Source organism: Tenacibaculum sp. MAR_2009_124, from assembly GCF_900105455.1.
Taxonomy (GTDB): domain Bacteria; phylum Bacteroidota; class Bacteroidia; order Flavobacteriales; family Flavobacteriaceae; genus Polaribacter.
On record NZ_FNSF01000002.1, the window covers coordinates 360,459 to 378,662 of the forward strand.

Sequence of the window (18,204 nt, forward strand, 5' to 3'; positions counted from 1 at the left end):
CAGAAAAAGGAGCTACCATGACTGTTTTTTATTATTTAAAACATAAACAAACATATGAAAATTTATAAATTATATATATGTGTATTCATGCTTTTGGGAATGCTGGCATGTAATACTGAAAACGACGTTATTTTACCTTCTTCTTACCATTATATTTCATTTGAAAAGTCAGAGGTAAGAGCAAAGGAAGGAGAAACAAATACGGTTCTTGTTAAATTTTTTAGATCATCAGAATTGTCAAACGAGGAACTTACCTTTAGTTATAGTATATCCTTTCCTGAGGGAAAAACTGCTGCTCAAGAAGGAGTTGATTATAGTTTGCCGAATGGTTCAGGAACAATTAAACTTCCTGCAGGGAAAAGCGAAGTAGAAGTAGAGCTACTTACAGTGAATGATAATACGAACTCTGCGGGCGATCGTTATATTCAATTCGATTTGGAATCTGCTGATAATATGACTTTAGGAAGCCCTGCGGACGCCGAGGCTAAAAGTGTAACTGTTATTATAGGAGAAGATGATTTGGCAACAATTGCCTATACTAGTTTTGAAGAGGTACCAGCTTTTGTAGGCGATATTTATTATAATAAATCAGGAACTGAGGTTTTAGAGAATACACAAGTGAGTGATCCTAATTCTACGGATCCGTACGTTGATTTTACAGCTACAGGAGACGAATTAGGTTTTGATTCTTCTTTTTTATCAAGTGATGTTGGAGATGATGGTGTTGAGAGAATAGGAGTGTTTAAAAATGAAAATTTAGACACGGAACCAGACGATTTTGAAGCGAGGTTTGTGAAAGGAATGCAAGGATTTGTTACTTCCGATTTAGACGGAACCATAGAAATAGTTTTTGATCAGGTTACCAGTTTAAATTCCAATATGACAGGTGTTGTCTTGGAAGCAAATATTTATTTTGGAAATACATCTTATGAAACAGGTGAAGGGATAGAGATATTTTATAAAACAGCTGATGGATTAGGTGATCCAATTATATCTTATGTAGAGTCAACGATTGAAAAAGGTATATGGATTAGTGCTTCTGGAAGCATTCCTGCAGATAAATTGGTGCCTGGAAATATTGTTGTTAGAATGAAAAATTCAAGTAATTCAGAAATGATATTTCTTGATTATATAGCAATTAAAGGAATTCCTTAAAAATATTTTAATTAGTGATCTAGGCTGTTGAACTAGTAGAAGTATTTAGACGTTGAAATTCCATCAATTATCATATGTTTTTATTTCTGATTTAATTGTTTGTTTTTGCTACTCAACAGCCTTTTAATGTGTGTAAATATGGTGTATAAGTACTGTTTGGTTAATTTTTTTCTGTTGGTACTGTTTTTTACAAATATTTGTAAAGCTCAGAATGCAACCGATAGAGATCATATTAAAAAAAGGAGCAATCTTGAAGAACTTAGAAAGCTCCAAGAAAGATTTAATGAGAACAATAACCGCTTACAGAAAAAAGCGAAAACACTTGGATATAAAACCAAAGTGTATGAAAATGGAGTTGCTAAAATGACGTTAGAGACTATAATAAATGGTGTTCCATTTTATAGCTCTGATGATAATTTAAAAGCTGCAACTTCAAGCAAGGTTGATAGAATTTGGAATGGAGGAGATAGTGGATTGAACTTAACAGGAAAGGACGTAATTATCGGGCATTGGGAAAATTCAGGTTTACCCTTGACAAGTCATGTTGAGTTTGAAGGACGTGTAATTCATAAGGAATCTCTAAGTAGTTCTAGTCATGCAACGCATACCGCAGGAACCATGATTGCAAAAGGCTTAGATACTGAGGCGAGAGGAATGGCTTCAGAAGCAAAAATACATGCTAGAAACACGGAAAATGATGAAGCTGAAATGGCTTCATTCGCTGCGGATGGAGGTATTTTATCTAATCATTCTTATGGTCAATCAGCGTCAAGTAGTCTCAGTACAAAATATTATGGTCATTATTCTGAGAGCGCTAGTGAATGGGATGAAATAGCGTATAATGCTCCATATTATTTAATCTGCAAATCGGCAGGGAATAATAGAGATAATGGTTATAATGTTAGAGATAATGGCTATGATATCCTATTAAAAAAAGCCACAGCTAAAAATATTTTGGTGGTTGGAGCTGTAAAAGATATTGCCGAATATTCTGGACCTCAATCGGTTCAACAGACCGATTTTAGTAGTTACGGCCCAACTGATGATTTTAGAATAAAACCAGACCTTATGGCTAATGGTCATAGGGTATATTCGACAAATAACGGAGGAAACAATTCGTACGATGATAAAAGTGGAACATCAATGGCAACACCTGTGGTGACAGGAACAGTAGCTTTATTACAGCAATTATATCATCAGAAGAACAATAGTTATATGAAATCTGCTACCGTAAAAGCACTGCTAATTAATAGTGCTAATGAGCTCGGAGAACACCCAGGGCCAGATTTTGCAAACGGATGGGGGCTCTTAAATGCTGAGGAAGCCGCGACTCAAATTACTGAAAACGAAAATACATCGTTAATTCTGGAAGAAATGATAGAAGACGGTGCTAGTTTTACACGAAGTATTGAAGTCGATGATGAATTAGCTTTATCCATTACGTTGGCTTGGACAGATGTCCCTGGGACTCCTATCTCAACAGATATATTAGAAGAGGATCAAAGTGATAGAATGTTGGTAAATGATCTCGATATTAGAATTACAGGAAACGGAGAGGAATATAAACCTTGGACTTTCCAAAGTACTTCTAGTTTTACTAATGGAGCGACCAAAGGAGATAATTTTAGAGATAATGTTGAGAAAATTGAAGTGCCCGACATTGAGCCCGGAACTTATACCGTTTCAGTAACTCATAAAAACAACTTAGAAGAAGACGAACAAGATTTTTCTTTGGTAATTAATGGGGTTTCAGAAGGTTCTTTAAGTACTGGTAATCTCAATAGCTTTCTTGGCAAAATAAAAATCTATCCAAATCCAAGCAATGGACTGGTAAATATTAAAATCATCGATTCTAGCATTACTCTAGAAAAAGTAGAAGTATATGATGTAAAAGGGAGTATGATTCTAAAAACCAAGACTTATACTGATAAAGAAGATGTTTTAAGGTTGCCTAATGCAGGGATTTACTTTGTGAAAATAGTTACAAAAACTAAAATTTTTCATCAGAAAATAATTGTACAATAATAGCACTTGTATGAAGGGTTCGAGTGTTATTAAAAAAGAAGGTCCAATATCATGGACCTTTTTTTGTTTTGTTGTTACTTCGGGTTTATCTAATCTATATAAAGAATATTGAATAAACCTTTCTATAATTGCTCAGGAGCATCTACAATTTTCCATTTATTATTATCCTTTTCAAAAGAAAAGCCATAAGGAGCTAGAAGGTTCGTTTTTAAACTATCGTCTATAGCTATTAACTGGTCAGCTGTTACAAGTTTAAAATTATCATGATTATCTAAAAATTCTTCTTCTTCATCCCCTGAAAACACTCTCCATCCGCTGCCACCCTCTTCTCGAGGTTCTTCTCTATACATCCATTTAGGTGGGTATTTATCCTGTAGTATTCGATTACTGATAAATATTGCTCCGATATTAAGTTCCATATTGTTTAATTGATAGATGATATCTATTGGAAAATTTATAAATAACCACGCTATAAAAACTTATAACGTGGCTATATCTATTGTTAAATTTAATTTTGCTGCCTACTCATAACCGCCACTAGAAAGGATTCTAGCCTTTACTCTGGCATTCTATGCGCCATCGGGGGCTCGCGCTATCTTGGAGTTACTGCATAATCCCTATTTAAGGAACGTAAACCAGCTGAATGTCAATTAAATATTCGTTATTATTTTTTCTTATTTCAGCACTCAAAACTAGATCGCTTAACCCTTCTTCTTTTGTGTAAAGGTCTATAAGTACATTCCAATATTCGCCGTAATAAATATAAACTGATGAATTCCAAGTTTCATTTGGAAGTTCGATTAGTTCTTCTCCATAATCTTCAATGTATTCTTTGATTTGTTTAGCAGTCTCATTTGAGACAGGATTCACATTTTTTATTTCTGAACTTAAGTTATAATCCTTATTCACAAAAGCTTTTATAATTTCTTCAAAACTGGGTCTCCATACGTGTGGAACGGGTAGTTCGTTTTCCTCATTTTTTTCAACTTTAATTTCAATCATTTTCTCGATTTTGATTAATTTTCAGACTTAACTTACTTCCACTCTTGCCATTCAAATTCTTTACTTTCTCTCCATAAACCATTACCATTTATTAAGTCAATAGCTGGTATTAGAGAATCATCAATACCAATCATTGCACCTAAAGGCACAACCCTTACATCTTCATCTGGTATATCTGAGGAATCACCAACAAACATCTCCCAATAATCATCTTTCCATCTCATAATCTCTGCTATGGCTTTACCTTTATTACTTTTCTAGTTACTTACTCATGCTTTTCTAATTCAGCTTCTAGTTCTTTCTTTAAATTTTCTCCTTTTAAAACTAAAGCTTCCCTATTTTTGTTGTAAAAAACTCCAAAATAAACATTCTTTAAATCGGGATCATCAAGAAACTCATCAATAAAAGAGTAAACAGATATCGAAGAAGGTTTAGCTCCCATTTCCTTATGTTCGTCAAAAGCACAGAATTCAGCTAAATCTTTATGCGACCATAAAGGGAAAATTTCATCCCCGTCGGCATCTTTGAAAATAACCCATTCATTTTTACCAACAGAAAGCCCCCAAACTTCTTCAAAGTCTGCACAATAACGAATAAAATATTCAACTCTTTCTTCGTTATTTAATTTCAATAAATTCTCTATTTGTTTTGGATGCATTTTTTTACACTAAACTTCAATTTTAAATGTTCATAATCTGAATTGGTTTTAAGAAATAGAATGAGTTTTTTAAGGTGTCAAGGGGATTAAATAGTTTGATTAAAAGAAACTATAAAACTCCTTAAATTTTAAGAGTATTTTTCTAATTCTTGAAGATAAGGAGCAATGTCAATGTTTTCTTTTTTCAACCAATCATCATTATAATAAGTATTGGTATAACGATCACCACTATCACATATCATTGTAACGATACTACCAGTTTGATTAGCATCCAATAATTCTTCCGCTAAATTAAGGGTAGCATATACGTTAGTACCTGTTGAGCCTCCGCATTTACGTCCTAAAACAGCTGATAGCCATCTTAACGTGGCTATTGAAGCAGCATCTTTTACTTTCATCATTCGATCAATAACATCTGGTTGAAAAGAAGGTTCTACTCTTGGTCTTCCAATACCTTCAATTCTCGATCCAATTTTCGAGGTTAAATGCTCGTCACGAGTTTGGTAGTATTCATAAAAAACAGAATTTTCTGGATCTGTAACTGCCAATTGGGTTGCCAAGTTGTATTGAGGATTATATTTTATGTAGCGTCCTATGGTTGCTGAAGTTCCTCCTGTACCAGCGCCTACAACAATCCATGAAGGAATTTCGTGTCTTTCATTACTCATTTGATCGAATATACTTTCCGCAATATTATTGTTACCTCTCCAATCCGTAGCTCTTTCGGCATAGGTAAATTGATCCATATAGTAACCATTCATTTCACGGGTCAATGATTCAGCTTTATTGTAAATTTCGGTGGACGGTACTTTTACATATTTACCTCCATTAAATTCTATGAGTTCTATTTTTTCTGGAGAAGTAGATTCTGGTAATACTGCAATAAATGGCAGTCCAAGTAGCCTTGCAAAATAAGCTTCTGATATGGCAGTACTCCCCGATGAGGCTTCAATTATTGTGGTATCGGAATTAATTTTCCCATTGCATAACCCGTACAAAAATAGCGATCTTGCCAATCTGTGTTTTAAACTTCCACTAGGGTGTGTTGATTCATCTTTTAAATAGATATCAATATTTTTAAAATAGGGCAGATTTAACTTTATGAGATGCGTGTCTGCCGACCTGTTAAAATCGGCTTTGATCTTGTTTATCGCTTCCGATGTCCATTTACGGTTTTTCATTTGATTAAATTTAGTGCAATTTATAGGATTGGGTTATTAGTCGTTAATTAAAGCTTGTGTTAATGGTTAGGGTTGTTATGAATTATAAATGTAACTAAAAATCTTTATTTTAATGATTAATACCTGTTTTGATAAGAAGTTATACCAGTTGGTGTTTGAAATTACTGTAAAAGAAAAAAAGAACGTTTTATTGCGGTAATTTTAAATTACAAATGGTATTAGAATGCTTGATAGAGGTTTTTCGTATTTATGAGGTATACATCTGTTATGATAATGATAGAGTATGGAGTTGAAGATTCGAATGAATTTGGAAGTGTTATGAAGATATTTGAAGTACAATATGTCTAAAAAGATAAAGTACAGAAGCTAAAAATCCAACAGGTGAATCTAAACCCATAAATAGAAACAAATACGTAGAAATAAAAAAGCCCAACGTTAATTGGACTTTTTTATAAGTTTAATTTTTAATCTGCTTTTTTAAATTGACTTTATTATCGAATTTAGGAAGTCTTTTTTTCAAAAACAAAATCTGACCTAAATGACTTGATTGGTGCTCCATTACATGAAACCAAGCATAGTGGTTGGAGATTCCCTTTCCTGCGTTGGTGGAGTTAAACCAAGCATCATCGCGTTTACGAAGCTCTTCAACAGTTTTTTCTCTAACTTTGGTATAAACATCTAAATAATAACTAATCGGTTTTCCTTTTAGTAGGTTTCTTCCTGCGTCGTCTAAGTCCATTCCTGCTCCCAATAGTTCCTCATTTTCTTTGTCTTCATAAGAAGTACCAAAGGTATATTTTTGATAGTAAATTTCCGCGGCAGCTAAGTGCATTACCAAAGCTCCTATTCGATTGGCATTTTCATCATGTAAATGATCCGTTTGCTGTTGGTCTAGAACTTTAACAATTCTCTCAACTCTTGCTTTTAAATCCTCTAACATGGAAATCATGTTTTCTATTTGAGGAATTTCAGTTTTATCTTTTCCAATTTTGCCATATTCGTTTTTCGGTAGCTCAATTCCTGAACCTTCAATAAGTAATGATTTTTTTCCTTTATAAGCGTCATTACTTGATAATAGAGTGTATTCTTTTACGCGTACAACTTTGTTGCCTCGAATTGCTTCGCTCCAACTTCCAATAACATTGTTTTTAACGTGACTCTCGAAGCCTGCATTGGCTATTGGGAAGTTTTGAAACTCTCCTTTATCGTTTTCTATTAGTAATCGGAAATTATCAAAGAAGAACTTACCGTTATACAAACAAAGTCCGCCAAAATTAAGACTTTTTGAATTTTTGTTGATTGTTCCTTCAACAACATACTCTCCCCACGAATTGGTTCTTATTGGTCGATCGCCCATATTGTCGAAAAAGCCACTTTCTGCATTTTTAGTATCGACTCTTACCCACAAGCCAGCCCAAGCTTTTTTATCACCTGGCTCTACTTTTACATTGGCAATTAACTTAAATTTCTTTTTCGATGTTGCACTTACTTCTACTGATTGAACGAAAGAAGTCCAGTCTCGCGATACTTCCGTTGTTTGCCCGAAGGTTGTTTTGAAAAATAGTGCTGCTAAAACAAATAAAATTTTTTTCATGTTTGATTGTTTGGGTTTTAATTATAGTTTTTCGGTTTTCGTGAGCAAATTATAATACCAGTAACGTCAATTTGTAAATGGTATAAAATCATTGTTTTTAATGAAACTTGTATAAAGGGAGTTTAAAAAAAACAACCCATTGGGTTGTTTTAATATTAGTTAGAATAAATAATGAAGTTTATGTTACAGTGAAACATAAACTATTTTTCATCATTCTTTATTTTTTCTATAAAGTTCTGTAGTTTTTTACCATAGCCAGAAGATTTTACTTTATCAGATAAACTATTGTTAATGGTATCTAATAATTTTATGTTAGCATCGTAAAGTTCCGTTAAAGCAATATACGGAGCAGCTTCACTATTAGCATTGGCGATAGCAAAGTTAGTAGCAAACAAAAATCTTCTACGGATTATTTTATTTTTTTCTTTATTTACGTCGTCAAGTAATAATTCATCATTTTCTTTTCTAGCTTCAAATTCTTTCTTGATTAATTCAAGACGTTGATTATTGAATCTCTGATCAACTTCTCTAAACTTATTCATAACAATTTGATTTTGAGATCCAATTATTTCTGGTCTGAAACCAAATTCTTCAAGTTTATCGGTGATAGAAATTTCTCCTTTTTCTCCAAAAAATAAAAGACGTTTATCATTTGTATTTCCATTAAATGTTAAATAATACATTTCTGGAGACTCTACATTATCACTTAAAATAAAAGTATCACTACCTAAAAGGGCAACTGAATCTACTGTTACAATAACAGTATCTTTCATTTTTTGAAGGTAAAGAGTTCCTTTTTTCAAACCTTTAATTTGGCCTTTAACAATCATATTTCCTTCTTTTTTAGAAGAACAAGCTATTATTAAGAATGCTGTTATGAATGTTGCTAATACTTTTTTCATGTTTTTATATAGAGTTTGTTGCTATAATAAGCGAATGTTACATAATTTAAGGAATGCAAATATGCAGAAATTTTGTGTATTTCTTATGTATGTCGATATAAATAGCACATATCTTTGAAATTAATGCTAGTTATGATTTCAAACACCAACTGGTATTAACACTAGTTATGATTTGAAATTATACGATTTGTGATTAATAATTTCGTGTAAATTAATTGAATAGTATTTCTGTAACTTTTGAGTTTGCTCAGTTATTTTATAGTTAAAAGGGGTTAACTAACCCATTTCATCATTAAAGCACAGGCAAAGGCTCCATAAGTTCCAAGGGCATAACCTAATACAGCTAAAAGAACACCTACAGGAGCTAATGAAGGATGAAAAGCACCAGCAACTACAGGAGCTGAGGCGGCACCACCAATGTTTGCTTTAGAACCAACAGCCAAAAAGAAGTAAGGAGCTTTAATCATTTTGGCGACTCCAAATAGTAAGGTAACATGAATAATCATCCAAACAAAACCAATTGCAAACAGGCTTATATTTTCAACAATGGCATTCAGGTTCATTTTCATTCCGATAGAGGCAACTAAAATGTAAATAAATATTGAACCAATTTTACTAGCCCCAGCACCTTCATAATTTCTCGCTTTAGTAAATGAAAGAAAAACTCCAATAGTGGTTGCTGTAATGATCAACCAAAAGAAAGAGCTTCCCAAGCCAAAGTCAATTAACGAAGGAAGATTTTCTTTAATCCAACTTCCGAAGTTATCTCCTACCAAATGACCAATAGAAGTAACACCAAAAGCAATCCCCAATAGTATCATTAAGTCATTAAAAGTTGGAATTCTAGAGGTTTCTAAAGTAAATTTTTCCATTTTATTTTTAAGGTTTGTAATAGATGAGTTGTCAGCTTTTAACCATTTGTCAACGGCATCAGAATTGGCAACTCCTAATAATAAGAAAGCCATCCAAACTTCTGCAACTAATACGTCTACCACAGCCATAATACTAAACAAACTATCTCCAACTTCCCATTGTTCTTTCATTGCTAATTGATTGGCACCACCCCCAATCCAACTACCAGCAACAGTAGAAAGTCCTTTCCATAATTCAGTTCCTTCAACATTGGTTAAAATATCAGGAGCTACAAAATTGAAAAACAAAATAGCTAAAGGCCCACCAATCATAACACCAACGGTTGCCGTTAAAAACATAATTAAAGCTTTCGGACCCAATTTAAAAACACCTTTTAAGTCAATACTTAAGGTAAGTAACACCAAAGATGCAGGTAATAAAAGTCTTGAAGAAATGTAGTAGATTTTGCTACTTCCAACAAAAGCCGCATATTCTTTATAAGGAATATTATTACTTAGCACAAACTCTTTTAAGTCCTTTAAATTGGTAACTCCTTCAATGTGAGTATAAGTAGTTTTTAAATGAGCAATAGTGGCATCTACATCAATCCATTTGTCGGCAATTATACCTAAAGAACTAAAAATAGAAGGGATAAAATAACATAAAAGTAATGCAGGTACTATTTTATAAAATTTGGAAAAACTACCAACTTTTGAAGTATAGAAAATCGCGGACAGAATTGCACAAAGTATACCAAAAATAATGGTGTCATTTGCAAAAAGTGGTAAGTCGTTATTGATTTCGGCAATGTTCATATTTAAAATTGTTTTTGGTGTTGGTTATTTATGAAGTTTGGTGTTGAAAATTACTCCAAGCTGAACTCTATCTAGGCCTATATTTTTATCTGAAATATTCATGTATCCTACTTTAAGCTTAATATTATTCGAAGCTTTATAAGTAATTCCTCCACCTATCCAATTTTGAGCATAAGTTTCTCCTTGGAAATTAAAAAAGACTTCATCGAAAACAAAAGCAGATAATGTTTTTGTTATTGGGTAACTTAAACCTAATTGATATCGAATCCAATGTTGTGTATCTTTCTCAAAAAAGCGATGCTCAAGTCTAAACCTATGATTTAATCCAAGCTTAGATATTTTGTGTTTTATATTAAAGTCTTCATAGAGTCTATGCTCGTCTGCGTTACCCCCATCGAGATCAAAGGTGGTATCGGTATTTAAATAAGCATATCCACCAGTAACACTGAAAGTTTTGTTGATTTTATAGTTTGCACCAACACGATAAAGATACTGTTGTAAATCGTTGGTTATGTCAAACATTCTAAAATGTGCTAGAGATTTTATCGTCCAGTTTTCAGACAGCTGAAAACTTCCTCCATACATATACCAAACACCTAACGACTTTTCTGGGTTTTTCTGAGAGAATATGTTTAGGCTGGTACAAACAAAAATTAAAAAGATTACTTTCTTCACCATATTCGATTTAGATTAAAACTGTGGGACTATTTCTTTGATATAAATAAGGCAACTTTCAAATAAACAAATCCATTTTATTTCATAAAAAAAATCCTCCAATGTTGTTGGAGGATTTCAATATTACGATAAATTAATTTAACGAGAAAGTTTCGGTTTTTTTGAAAGGTGATATAGTTATTTCTTCAACTTCTTCACGATACTTCTTCCAGTCATTTGAGAAGAATTTATTGGTCCCCTCTAGGGCTTTATTGAAGGCCTCTTCAAATTGAATAATTAATCGGGCTTCTGTATTCGTTTGCTTTCCAAACCTGCTGCCAACATACCAATTTGCTGATCTTAGGCGTTGGTAAATGGTAACATCTGGATTTCGTGTAATCCCTTGGCGTTTGTCAACTTTTCCTAAGTAAATTGAAGTTAAAGAATCTAATTGTTTAACAATGTTTTTCGAATTGTCAATAACGTCTTTGTACTTCTCTTTATCTTCTTTTGTTAGTTTGCTCTTATAATCGTTAGCAATTTTTTTACTTTCATTTAATTGCTTCACGATATCTGCAATGGTCTTTTGATATCCTTCAAGTTTCTTATAAGCATTGTATTTTTCGTCAATAGCTTCCTTTGATAGCTTTAACCTTGGGTCGTACTCGACAGTAATATTTTGTTCTGAAGTTTTGTCTCCGAACGTCGCTTTTACCCTGTATGTCCCAGGCTTAACATCAACACCAGAAGGTTCTCTTTTTGACTTTCTTGTTCTTCTAGAAGGACGATCGACCCCTTTTTCATCCATATACCAAGTAAGTCTATGAATACCATTTTCTTCTGGAGTTTTTCTTTTTAAAGTTCTAATTAAGCGATCACCATCAAAGAATTCAAACTTAATTGAATCAAATTTAATTTCAGGTTTCTTTTCTTTAGTATCTTCAGAAGTAGTTTCCTTTTTAGTTTTCGACTTCTTCTTAGATTTCTTATCGGCTTCCTTAGTATCTTTTTTAGGTTTGTTTAAGTAATAGGCAATACGAGCGCCAAACCCTCTATTTTCTCCGTTATACAAAGCATCACCCCCGAAGCGACTTCCTGTAGGTTGTTGGTAAGAAGCCTGGTATCCAGTAGGAGGTGTGAATAATGTAATATTACTCGTTAAAACATCATTTTTTTGAGCTATTTTTCTCAAAGGCCTGATATCGTCTAAAACCCATGCAGCTCTACCAAAAGTACCAATAACTAAATCATGTTCTCTAGGGTGAATTACTAAGTCCTTTACAGAAACTGTAGGGAATCCGTTAGTCCATTTAGTCCACTTTTCTCCCGAGTTAACTGATACATAAAGTCCGTCATCAGTTCCTAGAAATAAAAGATTAGGAGTTTCAATATCTTCAACAATACATAAAGCATAGCTCTCAACATCACCTTCTTTTACTATTCGTTTCCATGTTTTACCATAGTCTTTAGTTCTAAAAACATATGGAGTATAATTAAATCGTCTATAATCATTCGCTACTAATAATGCTTCACCTTTATTTTTGTTAGAAGCTTTTATTTGAGTAATCCAGCTATTTGCAGGTAATCCTTTAATATTAGTAGAAACATTGGTCCAGTTTACACCGCTGTTTTTGGTAAAATGAACTTGACCATCATCTGTAGCTGCCCAAAGCATGTCCTTTTCCATAGGAGAAGGTTCAATAACCAAAATAGTACAGTGATTTTCTGCTCCGGTAGCATCCATGGTTAAACCTCCGCTTTCCGATTGTTTTAATTTGCTTTTATCATTGGTTGAAAGATCAGGAGAAATAACTTCCCACGTTAACCCTTTATCTGTTGATTTATGAACAAACTGACTTCCGAAATAAATAGTTGAATTGTCAAAAGGATCAATATTTATGGCAGAATTCCAGTTAAAACGTAATTTTACATTAGCATCCGGATGTGTTGGTCGAACAGTATAGTTATTTCCTGTTTGGTAATCATATCTTGAAACAAACCCTTGCTGACTCATCGCCCAGCCGTAACGAGAATCGTCTTTGTCAGGAACAACATCAAAACCATCTCCAAAACCTATTTCTTGCCAATAAGAGTTTCTGATACCTTGAACTTTCCATACATAAGCTGGACCTCTCCAAGAGCCGTTATCTTGCATTCCTCCATAAACATTATATGGATATTCGTTATCTACATTAATATGATAGAATTGAGCTACAGGTAAGTTTCCAATAAAGCGCCAAGTTTTTCCTTTGTCATGAGTAATATTAAGTCCACCATCATTTCCATCAATCATAAATGAACCATCTTTTGGATGAATCCACCAAGCATGATGATCAGGATGTACTCCATTTGATACGCCATAAGCAGGCATTAATTGTTTAAAGCTTTTACCTCCGTCTTCTGAAGTATTTATATAGGTGAAAATTGAATATAATTTGTTTTCGTTTTGAGGATCAACGTAAATTTCAGAGTAATAAAATGGACGATTACCGATACCACTTTTATCATTTATTTTTTTCCATTTGAATCCACCATCTTCACTTTTATATAATGCATTTTTTTTTGATTCAACCAACGCATAAATAACATTGGGGTTTGATCGGGAAATGGCAACACCTATTCTTCCTAAATCTCCTTTAGGAAAGCCTTCTTTATCGGTCATTTTCTTCCAAGTATCTCCGCCATCATGGGTAATGTATAGTCCACTACCTTTTCCTCCAGATTTAAAGAACCAAGGATCACGCTTATGTTCCCACATTGCAGCAATTAATTTGTTAGGGTTTGAAGGATCCATAACCAAATCAGCTGCTCCTGTTTTTATATTATTGAATAAAATTTGTTTCCAAGTTTTACCTCCATCAATGGTTTTGTACACACCTCTTTCTTTGTGCTCTCCCCAAGGAGATCCAATTGCTGCTACATAAACAACATTAGGATTCGTTGGATCAATTACGATACGATGAATGTGTCGTGTTTTTTCAAGACCCATCGATTTCCAGGTTTTACCAGCATCTAGTGATTTGAAAATACCATAACCTCCATTTAAACTGTTTCTTGGATTTCCTTCACCAGTACCCACCCAAACAACACTTGGGTTAGATTGTTGAATGGCTAAAGCTCCAATAGAAGCCGTTACTTGTTTTTCGAAAATGGGCTCCCATTTAACTCCTCCAGAAGTAGATTTCCATACTCCTCCAGAGGCCGTTCCAGTATAAATTATGTCTGGATTTTTTAAGACAACATCGATAGCAGTAACCCTACCACTCATGCCGCCAGGGCCTATGTTTCTAGGTTTCATGTTTTTTACTAGATCCATAGAAAACTCTTGCGCTATCACAAAAGAGCTTATCAACAGAAATAGCACAGATAAAAGTTTTTTCATGTGTTGATTTTTATAGGTTTTAACGTTAATTGTAATCTTGTATTCATAATGATATGAACTGTAAACATACAAGTTTCGTTAAAAAGGTTTAATTAGTGTGAATACATAATTATTTCGAGATACATCTGCGAGTTAATTAAAGCAAAAATTAAATAATTTTAGTACAAGTGTATTAGTATTTAAATCTCACTTTGCGAGTAAAAGTATTAATTAAACTTCTTAAAAAAATGTTAACAGGTGGATTTGTAGGGTGTTAAAAAAGTGAAGAGTTTCATTTTTAGGAAGAAAGTAAAGAAGGGAGATAATGTTTTCTGAATTAGAGTACTATTCTTCCTCTTTTTTGGGAGCTCTTTTAGATTCTTTTAAAGCCTTCATTAACATCCACTCGATTTGTCCGTTGGTGGAACGGAATTCATCAGCGGCCCATTTTTCAATTGCTTTGAGCATGTCTTCATTGATTCGTAACGCAAATGCCTTTTTTTTCGCCATAATTTTTTTTATAAAATCCAGTTTCTGTTAATAGTCCTTTTTAAGTAGAGAAATCTTTCTTTTTTTTCGAAGGATTTAAGGGGTATCAGAAGTTTAAAAAAAGCACAAGATAAAATAAGTATCAACGAAGTTAAAGAAAGACGTTTAGTAATATTGATTTTATAATATAGAAGTTCTTTAATAATGATGATAAAGACTATTGAACTTACGACTAGTGCAGTCGTAAGCCATGTCTTGGTGAACTTTTCCTCTTTCCTGAATATTTTCATGTTAAATAATTAACGATTTTTATCTCTTTCTAAAACGATATTTGTCCAGCCCTCTCCCAAATGCTTTAAATTCCACCCTTCTCTTGCGTATTGATTTAGGAGATCTTCAAGTTTTTGATATCTATTTCTTAGCCCCAGTTTCGGCATGATAACTTTATATTCTTTCATTTGTTCGTTTTTATTAATGATTAAGAGTTCCAGTGTTTACAACTGGCGAAGCTTCTTTGTCTCCACATAGTACAATCATTAAATTACTAACCATTGCTGCTTTACGGTCTTCATCAAGTTCCACAATTTCCTTTTTATTTAACTCCTCCAAAGCCATTTCTACCATACTAACAGCTCCTTCAACGATTTTATGTCTGGCAGCAACAATAGCAGTAGCCTGCTGTCTTTTTAGCATAGCGCTTGCAATTTCTTGGGCATAAGCCAAATACCCAATTCGAGCTTCCAAAACCTCTATTCCAGCAATGGATAAACGCTCTTCTAGTTCTTTTTCTAGAGCATCGCTAACTTCGTTAACACTAGAACGTAATGTAATATCTTCCTCATGATCTTCATCCGCGAAGTTGTCATAAGGATACATACTAGCTAATTTTCTAACTGCCGCATCGGTTTGAACGCGAACAAAGTTTTCATAATTGTCAACATCGAAAGCTGCTTTATATGTTTCGGTAACTCTCCAAACTAAGATGGTACTAATCATTACAGGGTTACCAAGTTTGTCATTAACTTTTAGCCTTTCACTATCAAAATTACTTGCTCTTAAAGAAATTGTCTTCTTTTTATATAGCGGGTTAGCCCAGAATAGACCATTTTGTTTTACGGTTCCTACATATTTTCCAAATAGAAGAATAACCTTTGAGGAATTAGGGTTGACTAAAATAAAGCCAAAGAAAAGAATAAAGCCAACCAGTGTTGCTAGAAGGTATACTGGGGTTTCCTCTCTTATGCTCATAAAAATACCTCCAAAGAATAAAGTAATAGCTATAAAAATTAATAAATAGCCATTGGCTGGTTTGATGATTTTTTCTGCTTTCATAAATATTTATTTAATATGATATTAATTTGATGTCATAAAGATATAAAAATATTTTTTAACTAAGCAAATTTTTATAAACTCTATTTTATAACTTAGCCGAAAATCAATTTAGTATGGAGGGACGTTTCTTAATTGTTGTTTTGAGTTTTATTTTAACTATTGAAAGTTTTTCAAATAATACATGGGGGCCAACTGGGCATAGAGCTACAGGGGAAATAGCAGAAAAACATTTGACAAGGAGAGCTAAGAGAAAAATTCAGAAATTATTAAAAGGTGAGAGTTTGGCCTTTGTGTCAACATTTGCTGATGAAATAAAATCGGATAGAAAGTATAGTAAGTTTTATCCGTGGCATTACGTAAATATGTCAACGAATAAGACCTATGGGATAAGTGCAAAAAACAAACGGGGCGATTTAGTAACCGGTATTGAGTATTGCATTGAGGTTTTGAAATCAAAGAAAAGTTCTGAGGAGGATAAGCGGTTTTATCTCAAAATGCTAGTTCACTTTATAGGTGATTTACATCAGCCTATGCATATAGGAAAAAAAGAAGATAAAGGGGGGAATACAATTCAAGTGCAATGGCATGGTAAAGGAACCAATTTGCATAGAGTTTGGGATGAAGACTTATTGAATCAATGGGGTATGAGCTATTTAGAACTGGCAAGAAATGCTGAACATTTGTCAAAGGAAGAGTTAAAGAAAATAAAGAGTGGTACCGTTGTCGATTGGGTTCATGATACACATGAATTAACCAAGAGAGTTTATAATTCTGCGGAATCAGGCGAAAATTTGCGTTATCGATATTCCTACGTGTACATGCCCATTGTTCGAGAGCAATTACAAAAAGGAGGAGTTCGACTGGCTAAGTTGCTAAATGATATTTTTGGATAGTTGTTAGTATTCTTATTGAAAATTAATAGAAGGTAGAGCTAAGGTTTTACCTTTTTTATTTCCTTGATTTTATACATTTTTGCTTGTTAATGTTTTGTTAAGTAGTATCGAATGGGATTTAATTGATTATTTTTAGAGGTAACTAATGTTTTGTTATGCTGAAAAAAAATATCTGCTTTTCTATTGTGTTAATGATGTTGTTTTGTACTGAGGTAAAATCTCAGGAAAACGAAGAGTTTAAGGTTAATGTTCTAAACTATGAACAATTAAAACCTTTGTTAAATAAAAAAGATAGTAAAATATATGTAGTAAACTTTTGGGCAACTTGGTGCGTTCCATGTGTGAAAGAACTTCCTGCGTTTGAGAAATTAAATAAAGAATATAAAAATAAAAATGTAGAGGTTATCTTGGTGAGTCTTGATTTGGCGCGTCAAAAGGAAAGAAGTGTAATTCCTTTCTTAAAAAAGAAGAATATCCGATCGTCAGTTTTAATATTTAACGATTCTAACGAACAGTTTTGGATAGAAGATATAGCGAAAGAATGGACGGGATCGATACCTGCGACTATTATATATAACAAAAAGAAAAGAAAATTCTATGAACAATCATTTGACTATGAGGAGTTAAAAAATGAGTTACAAACCTTTTTAAAACAATAAAATCATGAAACTTTTAAAAACTGTTTTTTTACTTACATTGGTAACAATGTTAGCGTCGTTTACAACACAACCTCCAAAAGGGTATAAAGTAGGGGATATTGTCGCGGATTTTTCTTTGAAAAATGTTGATGGCAAAATGGTTTCTTTGGCAGACTATAAACAGGCGAGAGGATTTATCGTAATTTTTACATGTAATATGTGCCCTTACTCCGTAGCTAATGAAGATAGAATAATTGCTTTGGATAAAAAGTTTAAGAAGAAGGGATATCCTGTAATTGCAATTAACCCTAATGATCCGGCCGTAACACCAGGGGATAGTTTTGAAGGTATGCAGAAGAGAGCTAAAGAAAAAGGCTTTACGTTTCCATATTTATTTGATGAAAAACAAGAAGTGTATCCAGAATACGGAGCAACTAAAACACCTCACGTTTATATCTTAAACAAGAGAAATGATAAATTAATAGTAGAGTATATAGGGGCTATTGATGATAGTTCATTGGATGAGAAAAAAGTAAAAGTACCTTTTGTGGAAAATGCTATTTCTTCTATTATGAAAGGAGAGAAACCCGCAAAGACATATACTAGAGCTATTGGTTGTAGTATTAAAACTAAAAAATAAGAAGTAAAAAATA

The 18,204-nt window shown here is 33.2% G+C and carries 18 protein-coding genes; 5 read left to right on the forward strand and 13 right to left on the reverse strand.

Going from position 1 to position 18,204, the window contains the following annotated elements:
• Positions 1-54: 54 nt before the first annotated feature.
• Entirely contained in the window at positions 55-1,155 is a 1,101-nt protein-coding gene (locus BLW23_RS08065) for a hypothetical protein (RefSeq protein WP_143032127.1), read from the forward strand.
• A gap of 174 nt (positions 1,156-1,329) precedes the next feature.
• Complete coding sequence (locus BLW23_RS08070) at positions 1,330-3,180, forward strand: S8 family serine peptidase (RefSeq protein ID WP_176829778.1); 1,851 nt, start codon at positions 1,330-1,332, stop codon at positions 3,178-3,180.
• A 122-nt stretch (positions 3,181-3,302) separates the two neighbouring features.
• On the opposite strand, the gene BLW23_RS08075 is transcribed toward BLW23_RS08070, so the two are convergent.
• From BLW23_RS08075 to BLW23_RS08130, 13 genes are all read right to left on the reverse strand, one after another.
• Positions 3,303-3,599 (reverse strand): immunity protein Imm33 domain-containing protein, encoded by a 297-nt coding sequence (locus BLW23_RS08075; protein WP_093668736.1) that lies wholly within the window; start codon positions 3,597-3,599, stop codon positions 3,303-3,305.
• Between the two features lie 202 nt (positions 3,600-3,801).
• Positions 3,802-4,182, reverse strand: a complete 381-nt coding sequence (locus tag BLW23_RS08080) for a DUF7668 domain-containing protein (RefSeq protein WP_093668737.1) — start codon at positions 4,180-4,182, stop codon at positions 3,802-3,804.
• A gap of 32 nt (positions 4,183-4,214) precedes the next feature.
• Complete coding sequence (locus BLW23_RS08085; RefSeq protein ID WP_093668738.1) at positions 4,215-4,406, reverse strand: hypothetical protein; 192 nt, start codon at positions 4,404-4,406, stop codon at positions 4,215-4,217.
• Between the two features lie 41 nt (positions 4,407-4,447).
• Complete coding sequence (locus tag BLW23_RS08090) at positions 4,448-4,840, reverse strand: DUF2750 domain-containing protein (protein ID WP_093668739.1); 393 nt, start codon at positions 4,838-4,840, stop codon at positions 4,448-4,450.
• A 128-nt stretch (positions 4,841-4,968) separates the two neighbouring features.
• Positions 4,969-6,021: a PLP-dependent cysteine synthase family protein gene (locus BLW23_RS08095; RefSeq protein ID WP_093668740.1), complete on the reverse strand. Its 1,053-nt coding sequence runs from the start codon at positions 6,019-6,021 to the stop codon at positions 4,969-4,971.
• 457 nt (positions 6,022-6,478) lie between these two features.
• Positions 6,479-7,615 (reverse strand): mycothiol transferase, encoded by a 1,137-nt coding sequence (locus BLW23_RS08100; RefSeq protein WP_093668741.1) that lies wholly within the window; start codon positions 7,613-7,615, stop codon positions 6,479-6,481.
• Positions 7,616-7,815: 200 nt separating this feature from the next.
• Positions 7,816-8,517, reverse strand: coding sequence for a DUF4369 domain-containing protein (locus BLW23_RS08105; RefSeq protein ID WP_093668742.1), 702 nt, complete (start codon positions 8,515-8,517; stop codon positions 7,816-7,818).
• A gap of 272 nt (positions 8,518-8,789) precedes the next feature.
• Complete coding sequence (locus BLW23_RS08110) at positions 8,790-10,184, reverse strand: DUF819 family protein (protein WP_093668743.1); 1,395 nt, start codon at positions 10,182-10,184, stop codon at positions 8,790-8,792.
• A gap of 24 nt (positions 10,185-10,208) precedes the next feature.
• Entirely contained in the window at positions 10,209-10,862 is a 654-nt protein-coding gene (locus BLW23_RS08115) for a DUF2490 domain-containing protein (RefSeq protein WP_093668744.1), read from the reverse strand.
• A gap of 130 nt (positions 10,863-10,992) precedes the next feature.
• Positions 10,993-14,220 (reverse strand): VPS10 domain-containing protein, encoded by a 3,228-nt coding sequence (locus BLW23_RS08120; RefSeq protein ID WP_093668745.1) that lies wholly within the window; start codon positions 14,218-14,220, stop codon positions 10,993-10,995.
• 324 nt (positions 14,221-14,544) lie between these two features.
• Positions 14,545-14,709, reverse strand: coding sequence for a type II toxin-antitoxin system antitoxin (locus BLW23_RS08125; protein ID WP_093668746.1), 165 nt, complete (start codon positions 14,707-14,709; stop codon positions 14,545-14,547).
• A gap of 278 nt (positions 14,710-14,987) precedes the next feature.
• On the reverse strand, positions 14,988-15,146 hold the full coding sequence (locus BLW23_RS23170) for a DUF4177 domain-containing protein (RefSeq protein ID WP_176829779.1): 159 nt from the start codon (positions 15,144-15,146) through the stop codon (positions 14,988-14,990).
• A gap of 13 nt (positions 15,147-15,159) precedes the next feature.
• Positions 15,160-16,020, reverse strand: a complete 861-nt coding sequence (locus tag BLW23_RS08130) for an SPFH domain-containing protein (protein WP_093668747.1) — start codon at positions 16,018-16,020, stop codon at positions 15,160-15,162.
• A 113-nt stretch (positions 16,021-16,133) separates the two neighbouring features.
• On the opposite strand from BLW23_RS08130, the gene BLW23_RS08135 reads away from it, so the two are divergent.
• The 3 genes from BLW23_RS08135 to BLW23_RS08145 all read left to right on the forward strand — a co-directional run bounded on the left by BLW23_RS08135 (position 16,134) and on the right by BLW23_RS08145 (position 18,191).
• Positions 16,134-16,913 carry a S1/P1 nuclease gene (locus BLW23_RS08135; protein ID WP_093668748.1) on the forward strand — a complete coding sequence of 260 codons (780 nt, stop codon included), beginning with the start codon at positions 16,134-16,136 and terminating at the stop codon, positions 16,911-16,913.
• Positions 16,914-17,068: 155 nt separating this feature from the next.
• Positions 17,069-17,572 (forward strand): TlpA disulfide reductase family protein, encoded by a 504-nt coding sequence (locus BLW23_RS08140; protein ID WP_093668749.1) that lies wholly within the window; start codon positions 17,069-17,071, stop codon positions 17,570-17,572.
• 4 nt (positions 17,573-17,576) lie between these two features.
• Complete coding sequence (locus tag BLW23_RS08145; protein WP_093668750.1) at positions 17,577-18,191, forward strand: thioredoxin family protein; 615 nt, start codon at positions 17,577-17,579, stop codon at positions 18,189-18,191.
• Positions 18,192-18,204 lie beyond the last annotated feature (13 nt).

Excerpts from the sequence above, each read along its gene's own strand:
- BLW23_RS08065 (WP_143032127.1), top strand. The coding sequence starts at position 55 with ATGAAAATTTATAAATTATATATATGTGTATTCATGCTTTTGGGAATG.
- BLW23_RS08095 (WP_093668740.1), bottom strand. The coding sequence starts at position 6,021 with ATGAAAAACCGTAAATGGACATCGGAAGCGATAAACAAGATCAAAGCC.
- BLW23_RS08085 (WP_093668738.1), bottom strand. The coding sequence starts at position 4,406 with ATGAGATGGAAAGATGATTATTGGGAGATGTTTGTTGGTGATTCCTCA.
- BLW23_RS08090 (WP_093668739.1), bottom strand. The coding sequence starts at position 4,840 with ATGCATCCAAAACAAATAGAGAATTTATTGAAATTAAATAACGAAGAA.
- BLW23_RS08100 (WP_093668741.1), bottom strand. The coding sequence starts at position 7,615 with ATGAAAAAAATTTTATTTGTTTTAGCAGCACTATTTTTCAAAACAACC.
- BLW23_RS08135 (WP_093668748.1), top strand. The coding sequence starts at position 16,134 with ATGGAGGGACGTTTCTTAATTGTTGTTTTGAGTTTTATTTTAACTATT.
- BLW23_RS08125 (WP_093668746.1), bottom strand. The coding sequence starts at position 14,709 with ATGGCGAAAAAAAAGGCATTTGCGTTACGAATCAATGAAGACATGCTC.
- BLW23_RS23170 (WP_176829779.1), bottom strand. The coding sequence starts at position 15,146 with ATGAAAGAATATAAAGTTATCATGCCGAAACTGGGGCTAAGAAATAGA.
- BLW23_RS08120 (WP_093668745.1), bottom strand. The coding sequence starts at position 14,220 with ATGAAAAAACTTTTATCTGTGCTATTTCTGTTGATAAGCTCTTTTGTG.
- BLW23_RS08115 (WP_093668744.1), bottom strand. The coding sequence starts at position 10,862 with ATGGTGAAGAAAGTAATCTTTTTAATTTTTGTTTGTACCAGCCTAAAC.
- BLW23_RS08140 (WP_093668749.1), top strand. The coding sequence starts at position 17,069 with ATGCTGAAAAAAAATATCTGCTTTTCTATTGTGTTAATGATGTTGTTT.
- BLW23_RS08080 (WP_093668737.1), bottom strand. The coding sequence starts at position 4,182 with ATGATTGAAATTAAAGTTGAAAAAAATGAGGAAAACGAACTACCCGTT.
- BLW23_RS08130 (WP_093668747.1), bottom strand. The coding sequence starts at position 16,020 with ATGAAAGCAGAAAAAATCATCAAACCAGCCAATGGCTATTTATTAATT.
- BLW23_RS08145 (WP_093668750.1), top strand. The coding sequence starts at position 17,577 with ATGAAACTTTTAAAAACTGTTTTTTTACTTACATTGGTAACAATGTTA.
- BLW23_RS08110 (WP_093668743.1), bottom strand. The coding sequence starts at position 10,184 with ATGAACATTGCCGAAATCAATAACGACTTACCACTTTTTGCAAATGAC.
- BLW23_RS08075 (WP_093668736.1), bottom strand. The coding sequence starts at position 3,599 with ATGGAACTTAATATCGGAGCAATATTTATCAGTAATCGAATACTACAG.
- BLW23_RS08105 (WP_093668742.1), bottom strand. The coding sequence starts at position 8,517 with ATGAAAAAAGTATTAGCAACATTCATAACAGCATTCTTAATAATAGCT.